Origin of the sequence: Lentzea flava, from assembly GCF_014648475.1 — a bacterium.
GTDB lineage: Bacteria > Actinomycetota > Actinomycetes > Mycobacteriales > Pseudonocardiaceae > Lentzea > Lentzea flava.
Window position 1 is genome coordinate 119,475 of sequence record NZ_BMRE01000008.1, and the last position, 13,819, is coordinate 133,293.

General features: G+C 69.4%; 12 protein-coding genes. 7 read left to right on the top strand and 5 right to left on the bottom strand.

What is annotated here, in order from left to right; all coding sequences use genetic code 11:
- The first annotated feature begins 10 nt into the window (after window positions 1-10).
- Entirely contained in the window at window positions 11-1,054 is a 1,044-nt protein-coding gene (gene hppD / locus IEZ09_RS12865) for a 4-hydroxyphenylpyruvate dioxygenase (RefSeq protein ID WP_189253883.1), read from the top strand.
- Window positions 1,051-2,304, top strand: coding sequence for an aminotransferase-like domain-containing protein (locus tag IEZ09_RS12870; protein WP_308202392.1), 1,254 nt, complete (start codon window positions 1,051-1,053; stop codon window positions 2,302-2,304). Before hppD ends, IEZ09_RS12870 begins: the two co-directional genes overlap by 4 nt.
- On the opposite strand, the gene IEZ09_RS12875 is transcribed toward IEZ09_RS12870, so the two are convergent.
- Entirely contained in the window at window positions 2,288-3,001 is a 714-nt protein-coding gene (locus IEZ09_RS12875; protein WP_189253884.1) for a response regulator transcription factor, read from the bottom strand. The genes IEZ09_RS12870 and IEZ09_RS12875 overlap by 17 nt on opposite strands.
- Before the next feature lie 401 nt (window positions 3,002-3,402).
- On the opposite strand from IEZ09_RS12875, the gene IEZ09_RS12880 reads away from it, so the two are divergent.
- The gene (locus tag IEZ09_RS12880) at window positions 3,403-4,632 is read left to right on the top strand and encodes an HNH endonuclease signature motif containing protein (RefSeq protein ID WP_189253885.1); all 1,230 of its coding nucleotides are present in this window, start codon (window positions 3,403-3,405) and stop codon (window positions 4,630-4,632) included.
- A gap of 634 nt (window positions 4,633-5,266) precedes the next feature.
- On the opposite strand, the gene IEZ09_RS12885 is transcribed toward IEZ09_RS12880, so the two are convergent.
- Together IEZ09_RS12885 and ccrA are read right to left on the bottom strand one after the other, a co-directional pair.
- Complete coding sequence (locus tag IEZ09_RS12885) at window positions 5,267-6,847, bottom strand: 3-hydroxyacyl-CoA dehydrogenase family protein (protein ID WP_189253886.1); 1,581 nt, start codon at window positions 6,845-6,847, stop codon at window positions 5,267-5,269.
- Between the two features lie 23 nt (window positions 6,848-6,870).
- Window positions 6,871-8,211, bottom strand: a complete 1,341-nt coding sequence (ccrA, locus tag IEZ09_RS12890) for a crotonyl-CoA carboxylase/reductase (RefSeq protein WP_189253887.1) — start codon at window positions 8,209-8,211, stop codon at window positions 6,871-6,873.
- Window positions 8,212-8,361: 150 nt separating this feature from the next.
- Here ccrA and IEZ09_RS12895 point away from each other — a divergent pair, with 150 nt between their 5' ends.
- Window positions 8,362-9,390, top strand: coding sequence for a 3-oxoacyl-ACP synthase III family protein (locus tag IEZ09_RS12895; RefSeq protein WP_189253888.1), 1,029 nt, complete (start codon window positions 8,362-8,364; stop codon window positions 9,388-9,390).
- 59 nt (window positions 9,391-9,449) lie between these two features.
- Here the strand turns inward: IEZ09_RS12895 and IEZ09_RS12900 are convergent, their stop codons facing one another.
- Together IEZ09_RS12900 and IEZ09_RS12905 are read right to left on the bottom strand one after the other, a co-directional pair.
- Complete coding sequence (locus IEZ09_RS12900) at window positions 9,450-11,012, bottom strand: MFS transporter (RefSeq protein ID WP_189253889.1); 1,563 nt, start codon at window positions 11,010-11,012, stop codon at window positions 9,450-9,452.
- Between the two features lie 36 nt (window positions 11,013-11,048).
- Window positions 11,049-11,423, bottom strand: a complete 375-nt coding sequence (locus IEZ09_RS12905; protein WP_189253890.1) for a cupin domain-containing protein — start codon at window positions 11,421-11,423, stop codon at window positions 11,049-11,051.
- A 110-nt stretch (window positions 11,424-11,533) separates the two neighbouring features.
- Between IEZ09_RS12905 and IEZ09_RS12910 the strand changes: the two genes are divergently transcribed.
- From IEZ09_RS12910 to IEZ09_RS12920, 3 genes are all read left to right on the top strand, one after another.
- Entirely contained in the window at window positions 11,534-11,908 is a 375-nt protein-coding gene (locus IEZ09_RS12910; protein ID WP_189253891.1) for a cupin domain-containing protein, read from the top strand.
- Between the two features lie 72 nt (window positions 11,909-11,980).
- Window positions 11,981-13,189 (top strand): cytochrome P450, encoded by a 1,209-nt coding sequence (locus tag IEZ09_RS12915; protein ID WP_229812496.1) that lies wholly within the window; start codon window positions 11,981-11,983, stop codon window positions 13,187-13,189.
- Window positions 13,186-13,818: a nuclear transport factor 2 family protein gene (locus tag IEZ09_RS12920; protein ID WP_189253892.1), complete on the top strand. Its 633-nt coding sequence runs from the start codon at window positions 13,186-13,188 to the stop codon at window positions 13,816-13,818. The genes IEZ09_RS12915 and IEZ09_RS12920 overlap by 4 nt, the downstream gene beginning before the upstream one ends.
- Window position 13,819: the final 1 nt, after the last annotated feature.

The window sequence follows — 13,819 nt, forward strand, 5'->3', positions numbered from 1 at the left end:
GGGAATTCCGATGCTGTACAACGACCTGACAATGGGCCACGTCGAGTTCTACGTGGCCGACATCGCGGTGCCGCTGGCCGAGCTGGTCGACGGCTACGGCTTCGAGGTGCTCGGCAGCGTCACCACGCCGAGCCACACGTCCACCGCGGTCGGCCAGGGCGAGATCGTCTTCGTGCTGACCCAGCCCCACGACGACGACCACCCGGCGAGCCTCTACGTCGCGCGCCACGGCGACGGCGTCGCGAACATCGTCCTGCGCACGTCCGACGCGCGCGGCGCGTTCACCTCCGCGGTGTCCGCCGGAGCCCATCCCGTTGTGGTGCCGAAGGAATCCGCCGGCGTGGTGTCCGCGGTGATCGGCGCGTTCGGCGACGTCGTGCACACCTTCCTGCAGGCCCCCGAGGGTTTCATCCCCGGCTTCGGCACGCTGCCCACGCCCGCCCCGCGCGAGGACGGACTGCTGGCCCTGGACCACTTCGCGGTGTGCCTGGAGGCGGGCGACCTCGCCCCGGCCGTCGAGTTCTACGAGTCGGTGCTCGGCTTCTCGGCGATCTTCGAGGAGCGCATCGCCGTGGGCGACCAGGCGATGAACTCCAAGGCCGTGCAGAGCGCCTCGGGCACCGTGACGTTCACGCTGATCGAGCCCGACACGACCGCCAAGCCGGGCCAGATCGACGACTTCCTGAAGGACCACGGCGGCGCCGGCGTCCAGCACATCGCCTTCACGTCGAAGAACATCGTGCGCGCCGTCAGCGACCTGAACCGCCGCGGCGTGCGGTTCCTCGACCCGCCCAAGACGTACTACCGCATGCTGTCCGACCGTCTGGAGCTCGTCCGCCACACGGCCGACGACCTGGAACCGCTCGGCATCCTGGTCGACGCCGACCACGACGGCCACCTGTTCCAGATCTTCACCCGCTCCACCCACCCGCGCCGCACGTTGTTCTTCGAGGTGATCGAGCGCCTGCACGCCCAGACGTTCGGCAGCGGCAACGTCCAGGCGCTCTACCAGGCCGTCGAGATGGAACGTATCACCGCCCAGGAACAGCTGTGAACCTCTTCCCCGCGTTGGCGGACCCCGCGCTGACGTCGATGAACCTCCTCAACGAGATAGCCGAACGCCACCCCGCCGCGATCTCCTTCGCGGCGGGCAGGCCGACCGAGGAACACTTCTGCTACGACGACCTGACGCGGTACCTCGACGCGTACCGCACGTATCTGTTGCAGGACAAGGGCTACACCGACGCGCAGGTGAACCGCGAGCTGATGCAGTACGGCCGCACCCAGGGCGTGATCAACGACCTGGTGGCCCGCAACCTCCTCGTGGACGAGGGCATCACCGCCTCCCCGGAGTCGATCGTCGTGACGGTCGGCTGCCAGGAGGCGATGTTCCTCGTCCTGCGCGCGCTCCGCGCCACCCCGTCCGACGTGGTGCTGGCGGTGGCGCCGACCTACGTGGGCGTGGTCGGCGCGGCCCGGCTGCTGGACATGCCGGTCCTCCCGGTGCGGTCCGGTCCGTCCGGCGTCGACCTCGACGACCTGGTGACACAGCTGCGCAGCGCGCGGGCGGCAGGCCTCCGCCCGCGCGCGCTCTACCTGATCCCGGAGTTCGCGAACCCGTCCGGCGTGAGCCTCGACCTGGAGACCCGCCACCGTCTGCTGTCCCTGGCCGCCTCCGAGGACTTCCTTCTGCTGGAAGACAATCCGTACGGCCTCTTCCAACGCGGCTTCACCACCCGCCCGCCGACGTTGAAGGCGCTGGATTCGTCGTCGCGGGTCATCTACCTGGGCTCGTTCGCGAAAACCGCGGTCCCCGGCGCCCGCGTCGGTTACGTGGTGGCCGATCAGCCGGTGGGCACGGGCCTGCTTTCCTTCGAGCTGGCCAAGCTCAAGAGCATGCTGACGGTGAACACCTCGCCGATCGCCCAGGCCGTGGTGGGCGGCAAACTCCTGGAACACGGCTGCAGCCTGGTCTCGGCCAACGTCCGCGAGGCCGCCATCTACCGCCGCAACATGACGTTGCTCCTGAACGGCCTGGCCACGCGCTTCCCGTCCGCGACCTGGACCGTGCCGTCCGGCGGCTTCTTCGTGGTGCTCTCGGTGGACTTCCACGTGGACGACGCCCTGCTGGCCCACTCCGCATCACGACACGGCGTGCTGTGGACCCCGATGCACCACTTCTACGGCGGCGCAGGAGGCCACAACCAACTTCGCCTGTCCTGCTCGTCCGTGACTCCCGCGCAGATCCCGGAGGGCCTGGACCGCCTGGCGGCCCTGGTCTCCGACGTCAGACGAGCGGCGTGAGGGGCCGGCTGCCCAGGCCGGCCTCGAACGCGTAGATCACCGCGTGCACCCTGTTCCGCAACTTCAACTTCCCCAACAGGTTCTGCACGTGCGACTTGACCGTGTGCTCCGACAACGTGAGCGCCAACGCGATCTCCGCGTTGCTCAACCCACGCGCGATCAGTGCCAGCACCTCGCACTCGCGCCGCGTCAACCCGTCCCGGACAGCAGCCGGCACCTCATCCCCGTGCAACGCCCCGCTGATCATTACGTACCCAGCAGCCGCCATCCGCACCGCCGCCACGAGCTGCTCCGGCGTGGCCGACAGCGGCAACGCCCCGCACACCCCGTCGTCGAACCGCGGCGCCTGCCCGGCTCCGACCGTGAGCACCCGCGTGGTGCACCGCGCATGCCGCACCGCCACGAGGGTTGCCTCAAGCTCCGCATCGCCCTCTCGCACCCCGTGCAACAACAACACATCGGGCCAATACCTGCTGATCGCCCGCCGCACCGCCGCGCCGGGCTCACAGTCGCCGACCACCGCGATGTCGAGATGCGTACCGAGCACCGCCGCGATGCCGCGCCGCGCCAGCACATCCGGCCCGGCCACCAACACCTTGGCCACGTCGGCGTGCGGCTCCTCGGCGCCGGGCAGGGATCGCAGAGCAGGACGGTGGAACTCCAGCGGCTCGACTGCCTCGATCACCTGACGCCTCATCCGCTCCCCCTCGGCCACAGTTGCGACCAACGTAACGGCGGGGGAGCGGGCGGGGCCGCCTTCTTCGAGCGGGCTTCGAGCGGTGGGCGAGGAGACGTCGATCGGGAGGGCTGTGCGCGGGTCGGGTCGCGTTCCAGGTCGCGTAGGTGCTTTACCGAGCTTTGGTTGCGTCATCGCCGCTTCGCGACGATTGCGATTGGGGCTTGACTCCGATCCGAGCACGGTAGCGCCTCGCACCCAAAGTCAAGCCCCAATCGCGAGCGTGCGTGGTCGCTTTTGTGCGGTCGGGTCCCGGAAATTACCGCTTGCCGGTTTTGAATCGGTGGCGCGGAACCCGGTTCACTCGATGGTGTTCATTTTCGCCCGTAATATTGTCGTGATCTTGCGGTAGAGTCGAACACGTGAGCGACCCCCGACTTCCCCTCCTCTCGACCGGCGAGCTGCTGCGCAGCATCGTCGGCAAGGTGACGGAAATCCGGGACCGCGAATATGCGGTGATGCAGGAAATCGCCGAGCTGAACCGGCGCGGAGCGGCCGCCGAACTCGGCTACAAAACTCTGCCGCAGGTGCTGCGGCACGCCCTCCGCTGGGATCCGACGACCGCCCGGCGCTGGGTCGAGCAGGCCGTCCTGCTCAGCAGCGAGATCACCCCGACCGGCAGTGAAGTCGCCGCACGACTGGCGGTGACCGCCGCGGCGGCGGCCGAGGGCACGTTGTCGATCGAGCACGTCGCGGCGGTCGCCGAGGTGATGAAGACCCTGCCCGCCGAGGCCGAACCACACCTGGCCGCACAGGTCGAGGCGCAGGTGGTGGACTACGCCCACGAGCACGCGCCCGCCGAGGTGCGCGCTCGCGGCACGACGCTGACCTACGCGCTGTTCCAGAACGACCCCGAACCGCGCGACCCCGAACCCGAGCCCGCGGGCAACCGGCTCACCCTGCGCCAGAGCAAGACCGGGGACTGGAAGCTCGCGGCGACGATGGACGCGGTCACCGGCGCGAAGTTCGCGACCCTGCTGGATCCGCTGGCCAAGCCCCGCCCGAGCACCGCCGAGGGTCCGGACCCGCGCTCGCGTGACGAGCGCCAGGGCGACGCCCTGGCCGAACTGATCGACCTGACCCTGCGGGCGGACCAGCTGCCCGAACACGGCGGCGAACCGGTCACCCTGACTTTGACGATGGCCTACGAGGACCTGGCTGCGCAGGCCGGAGCGGCGACGCTGGACAGCGGCGAGCGCATCCCGGCCGACCAGGTCCGCCAGCTCGCGTGCAGTGCCGGGATCATCCCGATCGTTCTGGGCAGCCGGTCGCAGCCGCTCGATGTGGGCCGCCGGTCGCGGCTGTTCACCGCCAGCATCCGCCGCGCCCTGGTCGCGCGTGATCACGGCTGTGCGTTCCCCGGCTGCAGTCGTCCGCCGAAGCATTGCGATGCCCACCATGTTCACCACTGGGCCGATGGCGGTGACACCCGCATCGACAACGGTGTGCTGCTGTGCCGCCACCACCACACGCTGATCCATCGCAGCGGCTGGGAAGTCACGATCGAGCAGGGAGTGCCGGTCTTCTATCCACCGGCGTGGCTCGACCCTCAACGCAGACCCAGACGCAACCAGCTCCACACCGCCGCCTGACCCCGACCAGGGGAACGCGAGCGGCCCACCTCACCACCACCTCGACCGCCACGGCCGTGCAGCACCACCACGGCCGTGGCACAGCCATGCCCACAACCCGGCCAGACACAGTCGGAAGCCGCGACAGCGACAAGAGCGATCACCCGAAGACAAGCACCGAGCCCACTGCGGCTATACGACACAAACCGCAAAGCCCCCGCCGCCACGCATTACCAGCGGCGAAGCCGAGGTGCCTCCCCGAAACTGCGAAGGCGAAGCCGAGCCGGACAGCACCTGATGCCACGCTGTTCAAGCGGTAATTTCCGGAACCCGACCGCCAAAACGCAACCACGCACGCTCGCGATTGGGGCTTGACTTTGGGTGCGAGGTGCTACCGTGTTCGGATCGGCCGGGCGCTTTACATGCCCGGCTTTTGAAGGCCGATCTGCGCCTCGCAAGGGCCCCGAAGTCAAGCCCCAATCGCAATCGTCGCGAAGCGGCGATGAAATGACCCGGCTCGTCAAAGCGCCCACGCAACCGCCCACGCAAGGTGACATCACGCAAGCCAGGTGACCCCTCCGCTGGAACCGCCACACACCACAAAAAACCTCCCAGCGGCGCCAGGGCACGGTTAGGCGCCGCCGGGAGAGCCAAACTAGGGCGCCACCGTGAACCCACGCCCGTTCTTCCGCCCCAACCACCCAGCCGCCACCATCGCCTCCAACACCGGCGAAGGCTCGTGCTCGGCAGTCCCGAACGTGTCGTACAACCGCCGCTGAATGGCCAGCGACACATCCAGCCCGATGGTGTCGAGCAGCTTGAACGGCCCCATCGGGTAACCGAAGCCGGCCTCAACGGCCGCGTCGAGCTCCGCAACACTCACACCCCGCTCGAGCAGTCCGATCGCCCGGCTGAGATAGGGGAACAGCAGGAAGTTGACGATGAACCCGGCGCGATCGTGACAGTCGACGGACGTCTTGCCGGTCTGCGCGCAGAACGCCCGGGCCACGCGAGCCGCGTGCGAGCCGGTGGCGTCTGTGAACGCGAGTTCCACCAGCTTCATCGCCGGTGCCGGGTTGAAGAAGTGCAGTCCTACGACGGACTCCGGCCGGGAGGTGGCCTCGGCGCACATCGACACCGGCAGGCTGGACGTGGTCGTCGCCAGCACCGCGCCGGGTTTGCACACGCGGTCGAGTGAGCCGAAGACCGCGCGTTTCACCGCGGTGTTCTCCGCTACCGCTTCGATCACGAGGTCGCAGGAGCTCAGGGCTGACACGTCGTCGACGGTCGAGAGCCGGTCGAGCGCCGCCTGCTTGGTCTCCGCGCTGATCCGGCCGCGCCGCACCGACTTCGTCAGTGAAGCCTGCACGGTGTCCAGTGCGCGGGAGGCCTTTGCGGCGTCACGCGCCACCAGCACGGTGTCGATGCCCGCGGACGCGGCCACTTCGGCGATTCCGCACGCCATGGTGCCCGCCCCGACCACGCCCACCCGGCGTACTGCGGCGTCGGTGGAATCGCGCTGACCGAAGGACTCTGCCGGGTCCTCGCGGAAGCCGCGTCCGGCTTCGGCCAGCTCGCGCAGCAAACCGGTGGGGTGGAACGACTTGTCGCCGGTGCGGTCCATCAGGTCGACCAGCACGTCCTGGGCGACGTCGAGTCCGATGCGGTCCAGCAGTTCCAGCGGTCCGGCCGGCAGGCCGCAGCCGAGGCGCATCGCCGTGTCGATGTCCGAACGGCTCGCGTAGCCCTCCTCCGCCAGCGCGGCGGCTCGGTTGAGGTAGCCGAAGACCAGCTCACGGGCGGCCGAAGCAACGCCGGCACCGAGCGAGAGGGGAGTGAGGCCCAGCGAGTCCAGCAACCGGGCGGCACGTGAGGCGGACGCGGCCGACGTCATGGGCGTGAGCAGCAGCTCCGCCCCGCCACCGGCGGGCGGTGGTAGCGGCACGCGCAGGCCGACGACGTGGGACGGACGGCCGGACAGCGCGGCCAGCTGCTCCACCGACGACGTGAAGACCACGGGGACCAGCAGTGTCTCCAGTGGACAGACGGCGTCGAGGCGTTGCAGCAGCGCGGCTTTCTCGGGTGCGACATCGGGTGTGGTGTCGATGACGATGTCGGCGCGCACGAGTGCGTCGAGGTCCTCGGACTGGACCACGTCGTGGCCGGTGTCGCGCAACGCGTCCGGCACCCACGTGCTGGTGCCGAGCACGCCGATGACTGTTCGCCGTTCGTCCATGGTGCTTCCCCCTGGGTGCGGTGTCAGCTCGCCTGCTCCGCGAAACGGGTGATCGCGGGCAGCAGACGGGCGCGGGTCTCGTGGTCCTCGACGCCCAGTCCGGCGTCGGGTGCCAGGCACAGCACGCCGACCTTGCCGGTGTGCTCGTTGCGGTGGACGGCGGCGGTGGCCGCGCCCGCCTCGTTCAGACCGACCGTTGTGGACAGTGTCGGGTGCACGAGACCCTTGCAGATCAGGCGGTTCGCCTCCCAGGCCTCGCGGTAGTTGGCGAAGTGGGTGCCGATGATGCGCTTGAGGTTCATCCACAGGTAGCGGTTGTCGTACTCGTGCTGGTAGCCCGAGGTCGACGCGCAGGTGACGATCGTGCCGCCGCGGCGCGTGACGAAGACCGAGGCGCCGAACGTCGTGCGGCCGGGGTGTTCCAGGACGATGTCCGGGTCCTCGCCGCCGGTCAGGTCGCGGATGCGGGCGCCGAAGCGCTTCCACTCCGCGGGGTTCTGGCGGTCGCCCTGCCAGAACTCGTAGTTCTCCTCGGCGCGGTTGATCACCAGCGAGGCGCCCATGTCCTGCACGATCCTCGCCTTCTCGGCGTTCGAGACCACGCAGACCGGGATCGCGCCGCCGTTCAGCGCGAGCTGGGTCGCGTAGGAGCCGAGGCCGCCGCCGGCGCCCCAGATCAGGACCACGTCGCCCTGCTTCATGCCGGCGCCGTTGCGCGACACCAGCTGCCGGTACGCCGTGGAGTTCACCAGGCCGGAGCAGGCCGCCTCCTCCCACGTGAGGTGGCGCGGCTTCGGCATCAGCTGGTTGGCCTTGACGACCGCGAGCTGGCCGAGGCCGCCGAAGTTCGTTTCGTAGCCCCAGATCCGCTGCTCGGAGTCGAGCATCGTGTCGTCGTGGCCGTCGGGCGACTCCAGCTCCACCGAGAGGCAGTGCGCGACGACCTTGTCGCCCGGCTGCCACCGGGTCACGCCGGGGCCGGTGCGCAGCACCACGCCCGCGAGGTCCGAGCCCACCACGTGGTAGGGCTGGTCGTGCCGGGCCGCCCACTCGCTGGTGCGGCCGTAGCGCTTGAGGAACTGGAAGGTCGACACCGGCTCGAACAGCGCGGTCCAGACCGTGTTGAAGTTGATCGCGCTCGCGGCGACGGCCACCAGGGCCTCGCCGGGACCGAGCTGCGGCGTCGGCACGTCCTGCACGTGCAGCGACTTCGAGGGGTCCTTGTCGCGGCTCGCCATGCCCTCGAACATCGAGACCTCGTCCTCGCGCACGAGGCAGCCGCGGTAGTGGTCGGGGACGGCGAGCGCGGCGAAGTCCTCGCGGCTCGCGTCATCGGAGAGGATTGCGTCGACAATCTGCTGCACGAATCAATGTTAACGAGCGAACAATTCGCAGAGGACCCCTAACAGCGGCGGAAACCCTTAAGGGGGTGGTTGTACAGGGGTGTCCAGCGGAAATCGAAGCGCATAGCCTTCCTGCGGACATATATCCGCGTACGGTCAGGAGGACCTGTGATGGTCGCCGACGAATCCTGCCATTGTGGCTGCGCTCTCGCCGCCTGGGCGGAGGGCGATTTCCGGAATCCGGTCGGCATCATCGGGTGTGGCAGCTACCTGCCGCCGCGCGTGGTGCCCAACGAAGAGGTGGCCGCGGCCGCCGGGGTGACGGCGAGCTGGATCGAGGAGCGCACCGGCATCCGCAGCCGGCGGTTCGCCGACGAGAGCCAGGCCGCGTCGGACCTCGCCGCACTCGCCTGCGAGGAGGCGCTCGCCGACGCCGGCATCACGGCGGCCGACGTCTCGGTGATCGTCGTCGCGACGTCGACGCCCGACTCGCCCCAGCCGCCGACGGCCTGCGTCCTGCAGCACCTGATCGGTGCCCACAAGGCGTCCGCGTTCGACGTCAACGCCGTGTGCAGCGGTTTCGTCTTCGCGCTCGACGTGGCCCGGCGCATGGTCGACCAGGGCGGGTTCGCGCTCGTCGTCGGCGTCGACGTGTACTCGCGCATCATCGACCCGGCGGACCGGCGCACCGCGGTGCTGTTCGGCGACGGCGCGGGCGCGGTCGTGCTCGGACCGTCCGCCACCGGCTCGATCCACGGCGTGCGGCTCGCGAGCTTCGGCGCCCACCGCGACCTCATCCGGGTGCCCGCGGGCGGCAGCCGCATCCCGCCGTCGAAGGAGTCGCTGCTCGCCGGCGAGCACTACTTCCAGATGAACGGCAGGGCGGTCCGGGAATTCGTGAAACAGGAGGTTCCGCCTGCGGTTCAGGATTTCATCGGACATCTTCCGGTGAACGCGGGGGCCGTCAGGCACTTCATTCCGCACCAGGCGAACCAGGTCATGCTCCGCGAACTGGTGACGGAACTCGGTCTGCCCAACGTGCGAATGCACGAAACCGTTGCCGAGTTCGGCAACACGGGCGCCGCGTCCATTCCCGTCACGCTCGCCGCCGCCCGCACGGAAATCCAGCGCGGCGACGACGTCCTGCTGACCGCGTTCGGCGGTGGCATGGCGATGGGCCTCGCGCTGGTGCGCTGGTGAGAAGCACGAGAACGACAGAGGGCCGCCGATCCACGATCGGCGGCCCTCGGTTCACGCACTCACGAACGGGCAGGTGCCGCTGCCGGAGCAGCCGCGGCCACGGGAGCGGCCACGGGCTTGCCGGGCAGCCACCGCAGCGCCACGAACGCGGCGCCGAGCGAGAACATCGCGCACAGGATCATGGTCACCTGCATGCCGGACAGGTAGGCGTTGATCGCCTCGGTCCGCAGCCCCGCGAACGCGGCGGAGTCGCCACCGGCGGAAGCGATCGCACGCAGCGTGCCACCGAGCGAACCCGCTGCGGCATCACGGGACGCCTCCGGCAGAACGTCCACAGAGGACCCGATCGTCGTCCGGTAGACGACACCGAGCACACTGCCGACGACCGCGACGCCGAGCGCGCCCGCGACCTGCCGCACCGTGCCGGACACCGCCTGGCCCGCACCCGCCTTCACCGGCGGGACGACGGACATCAGCGCCGCCGTCGCCGGAGCGGTGATGCAGCCCCAGCCCAGGCCGTAGACGAGCTGGGCGAGACCCAGCACCCAGATGTTCGTGTCCGCACCGACCAGGCTGAACGCCGCGAACGCCACGGCCATGGCGAGCGAACCGCCGATGACGACCGCACGAGGCCCGAACTTCACGGCGAGCTTCGGGCTGCGCGTGGACATGACCACCGTGCCGACACCCATGGGCAGCATGAGCAGACCCGCCGTGCGCGGCGAGAACCCGTGCACCGCCTGGAAGTACAGCGAGGTGATGAACAGCGCGCCGATCATCGCGAAGAACGCCAGCGAGATCGCCATCGTGCCCGCGGAGAACTTGGTCTCCTTGAGCAGCTTCACGTCCAGCGCCGGCGACTCGATCCGCCGCTCCACGACGACGAGCAGCGCGATGAGCACGACACCCGCGACGAGCGAGCCGATCACGGGCAGCGCGAGCCAGTCGTTGCGCTCGCCACCGGTCACGATGCCGTACACCAGCGCGCCCACGGCGAGGATCGACAGCACCACGCCGACCGGGTCGAACTTGGTGTTCGCGGGGTTGCGGGACTCCGGCACCAGCCACGCGATCAGCGCGACGCCGATGATCACCAGCGGCACGTTGATCAGGAAGACCGAACCCCACCAGAACGACTGCAGCAGCAGGCCACCCGCGAGCGGACCGACGGCGATGGCGATGCCGGCGGCACCCGCCCACGCGCCGATCGCCTTGGGACGCTCGGCCGGCGGGAAGGCGTTGATCAGGATCGCCAGCGTCACGGTCGGCACGACCGCGGCACCGACGCCCATCACGGCACGCCAGACGATCAGCTCGCCGATCGAGCCCGAGTAGGCGGCGAACAGCGACGAGACGCCGAAGATCACGATGCCCGCGAGCAGGGTCTTCTTGCGGCCGAACCGGTCGGCGCAGACACCGCTCGTGAAGATGAACGCGGCGAACGAGATCAGGTAGGAGTCGAGCGCCCACTGCAGGCCCGCGGTGGACGCGTTCAGGTCGCGCTGAATGGTGTCCAGTGCGACGTTCAGAATGGTCAGGTCCATTACGACGACCAGACCAGTCAGTGCCAGGAGAATGAGGACGGCCTTGCGCCGCCCAGGGCTGAGTTCAGTGTTCGTCATAGCCTTTTCCTCGGCTGTTCGGCGTGGTCGGGTCGTTCATTCGGTCCACGGCAGGTCGTAGACGACCCCGGTGGAGAGCATGGTCGCCCGGCCTCCCGGGCACATGCAGACGAGCGCTTCGGTGCCGTCCTCCACGGCGTGGAAGTGGCGGGTCGAACCGGCGGGCACGAGCAGCGCCTGACCGGGGCGGACGACGCTGGTCTCGCCGTCCACGGTGAAGGAGAACGCGCCTGACGTGGGCATCCACACCTGGTCGCGGTCTATCGAGTGCGGGGGAGGGGACTGCGGGGACTCCATCCGGATGCGCCACGTGCTCAAGTGCGAGCTGCCCTGGCTCGGCGCCGCGAGCCCGAACATGGTGGCGATCGGGGTGGTGTGGGTACGGGCTGGGCTTTCGCTGACTATGACCATGCGCGTGGCACTTCCTCTGGGTCGTTTCGATGGTTAGTAAAGCGGGTTGACACAGGCGAGTCAAGCGTGTTTACTCGATCGAGTAAACCTGCCTGACACACGGAGTTGAAATGCGTCTTATCAGCGAGACCGAAGAGCGGACGACCCGGACGCCGGCCGGGCTCATGGCGGGTCTCGCCGCCCCGAGCCAGGGCAGCAACCAGATCAGCACGTGGCGCGTCGAGATGGCCGCCGACATCGACTCGCCGCTGCACGTGATCACCGCCGACCAGGTCTGGACGATCACCGAAGGCACCTGGGAGTTCACCGTCGAGGGCGAGACCGTGAAGGCCACGGCGGGTCAGACCGTCGTGCTGGCTGCCGACGAGCCCCGGCAGTTCCGCGTCGTCAGCGGTCCCGGCCAGGCGATCGTCGCCATGCTGCCGACCGGCCAGGCCGGTGCGCCCGGCAACGACGCCCGCCAGAACCTTCCCTGGGCCCAGTAGTCCCGAGGGGTCGCCGGTGAACGCGCCGGCGGCCCCTTTCTCTTCCACCGCCACGAACCGGGGGACCTCGCGATGTCCGAACAGACCGAACTGCCCACGTTCCCGATGGAGCGCGGGAAGTGCCCGTTCGACCCGCCGCCGCAGTACGGCGAGCTGCGGGAGAAGGAGCCCGTGTCGCAGGCGACGCTGCGCAACGGCTCGACCGCGTGGCTGGTCACCAGCCACGAGCACGTGCGGCAGATCCTCGCCGACCCGCGCGTGAGCTCCGACCGTCAGCTGCCAGGCTGCCCGCGGCTGATCCCCGTGCCGCCGGCGATGATGAACCCGTCGTCGCGGCCGCTCGTCGCGATGGACCCGCCGGAGCACACCGAGCACCGCCGGATGGTCACCGCCGAGTTCACCGTCAAGCGCGTCCAGGGCATGCGTCCGCGCATCCAGGAGATCGTGGACGAGCACATCGACAAGATGCTCGCCGGCGACGGCCCCGCCGATCTGGTCGACGCGCTGGCGCGGCCCGTGCCGTCGCTGGTGATCTGCGAGCTGCTCGGCGTTCCGTACGAGCGGCACCACGACTTCCACCGCATCAGCGAAGTCATCGTGCACGGCGACAGCACGCCGCCGATGGTCGGCGCCGCGATCATGGAGCTGCGGGCGTTCCTCGGCGAACTCGTGGCCTCCAAGGAGGAAGCACCCGGTGAGGACCTGCTGAGCAGGCTCGTCGTGCGCTACCAGGAGACCGGTGAGTACGACCGCGAGCGCGTCATCAGCACCGCGCAGATCCTGCTCAATGCCGGGCACGAGACCACGACGAGCATGATCGGCCTCGGCACCCTCGCGCTGCTGGAACACCCCGAGCAGCTCGCGTTGCTGCAGAACGACCCCTCGCTGATCCCCGGCGCCGTGGACGAGCTGCTGCGTTACCTCAGCATCGCGGACATGGCGACGTTCCGGACCGCGACCGAGGACATCGAGATCGCCGGCACGGTGATCCCCGCCGGTGAGGGCCTGATCGCACTGGGCGCCGCGGCGAACCGCGACAGCTCGGTGTTCCCCGACGCGGACACGCTGGACGTGCGCCGCCACCCGCGCCAGCACGTGGCGTTCGGCTACGGCATCCACCAGTGCCTCGGGCAGAACCTCGCCCGCCTGGAGCTCGAGATCGTGTTCACCACGTTGCTGCGCAAGGCTCCCGGCCTCAAGCTCGCCGCGCCGCTCGAGTCGCTGAGGTTCCGCAGCGACGGCCTGCTGTACGGCATCTACTCGTTGCCGGTGACCTGGTGACGGACCCCCTTGACGCGGGCCGGCGGGATTCCGCCGGCCCGCTTCTCGATCAGCTGGCAGTGGCCGGACTCGTGCGGCGCGAACGGGATGCGCGCGACCACGGCCGCTGGGAGGAGATGGCATCCTCATTCGCCCCCGATTCCGTCGTGCACATCAGCTGGTTCCACGGCAGCGGTGCCGAGTTCGTCGCCGGTTCGCGCAAGATCGCCGCGAGCGGGCTGACGGGACGGCACCGCCTGTGGCCGTCTTTGGTGCGGTGCAACGGAGATCGCGCCATCGCCGAGACCGACATGGCGGTCGAGCTGCGTCGCCGCGTCGGTGGCGTCGAGGTGGACAACACGGCGTACGCGCGCCTGCTCACCAGAGCGCGCCGCACGCCGGACGGCTGGCGCATCGTGCGGTTCGAGTCGATCTACCAGCGCGATGCGCTCGTGCCCGTTGTTCCCGGCACGGCACCGGAAATCCGGCCGGAGGACCTGGAGAAGTACCGGCCCTCCTACCGCTTCCTCTCCTACCTGATGGCGCTCGACGGACACGAGCTCGCCCAGGACCTGCCGGGTGACGACCGGCCAGAGCTGGCCCGCGCCGTGCGGGACGCGGCGCTGGACTGGCTCGACACGGGCCGGTGAG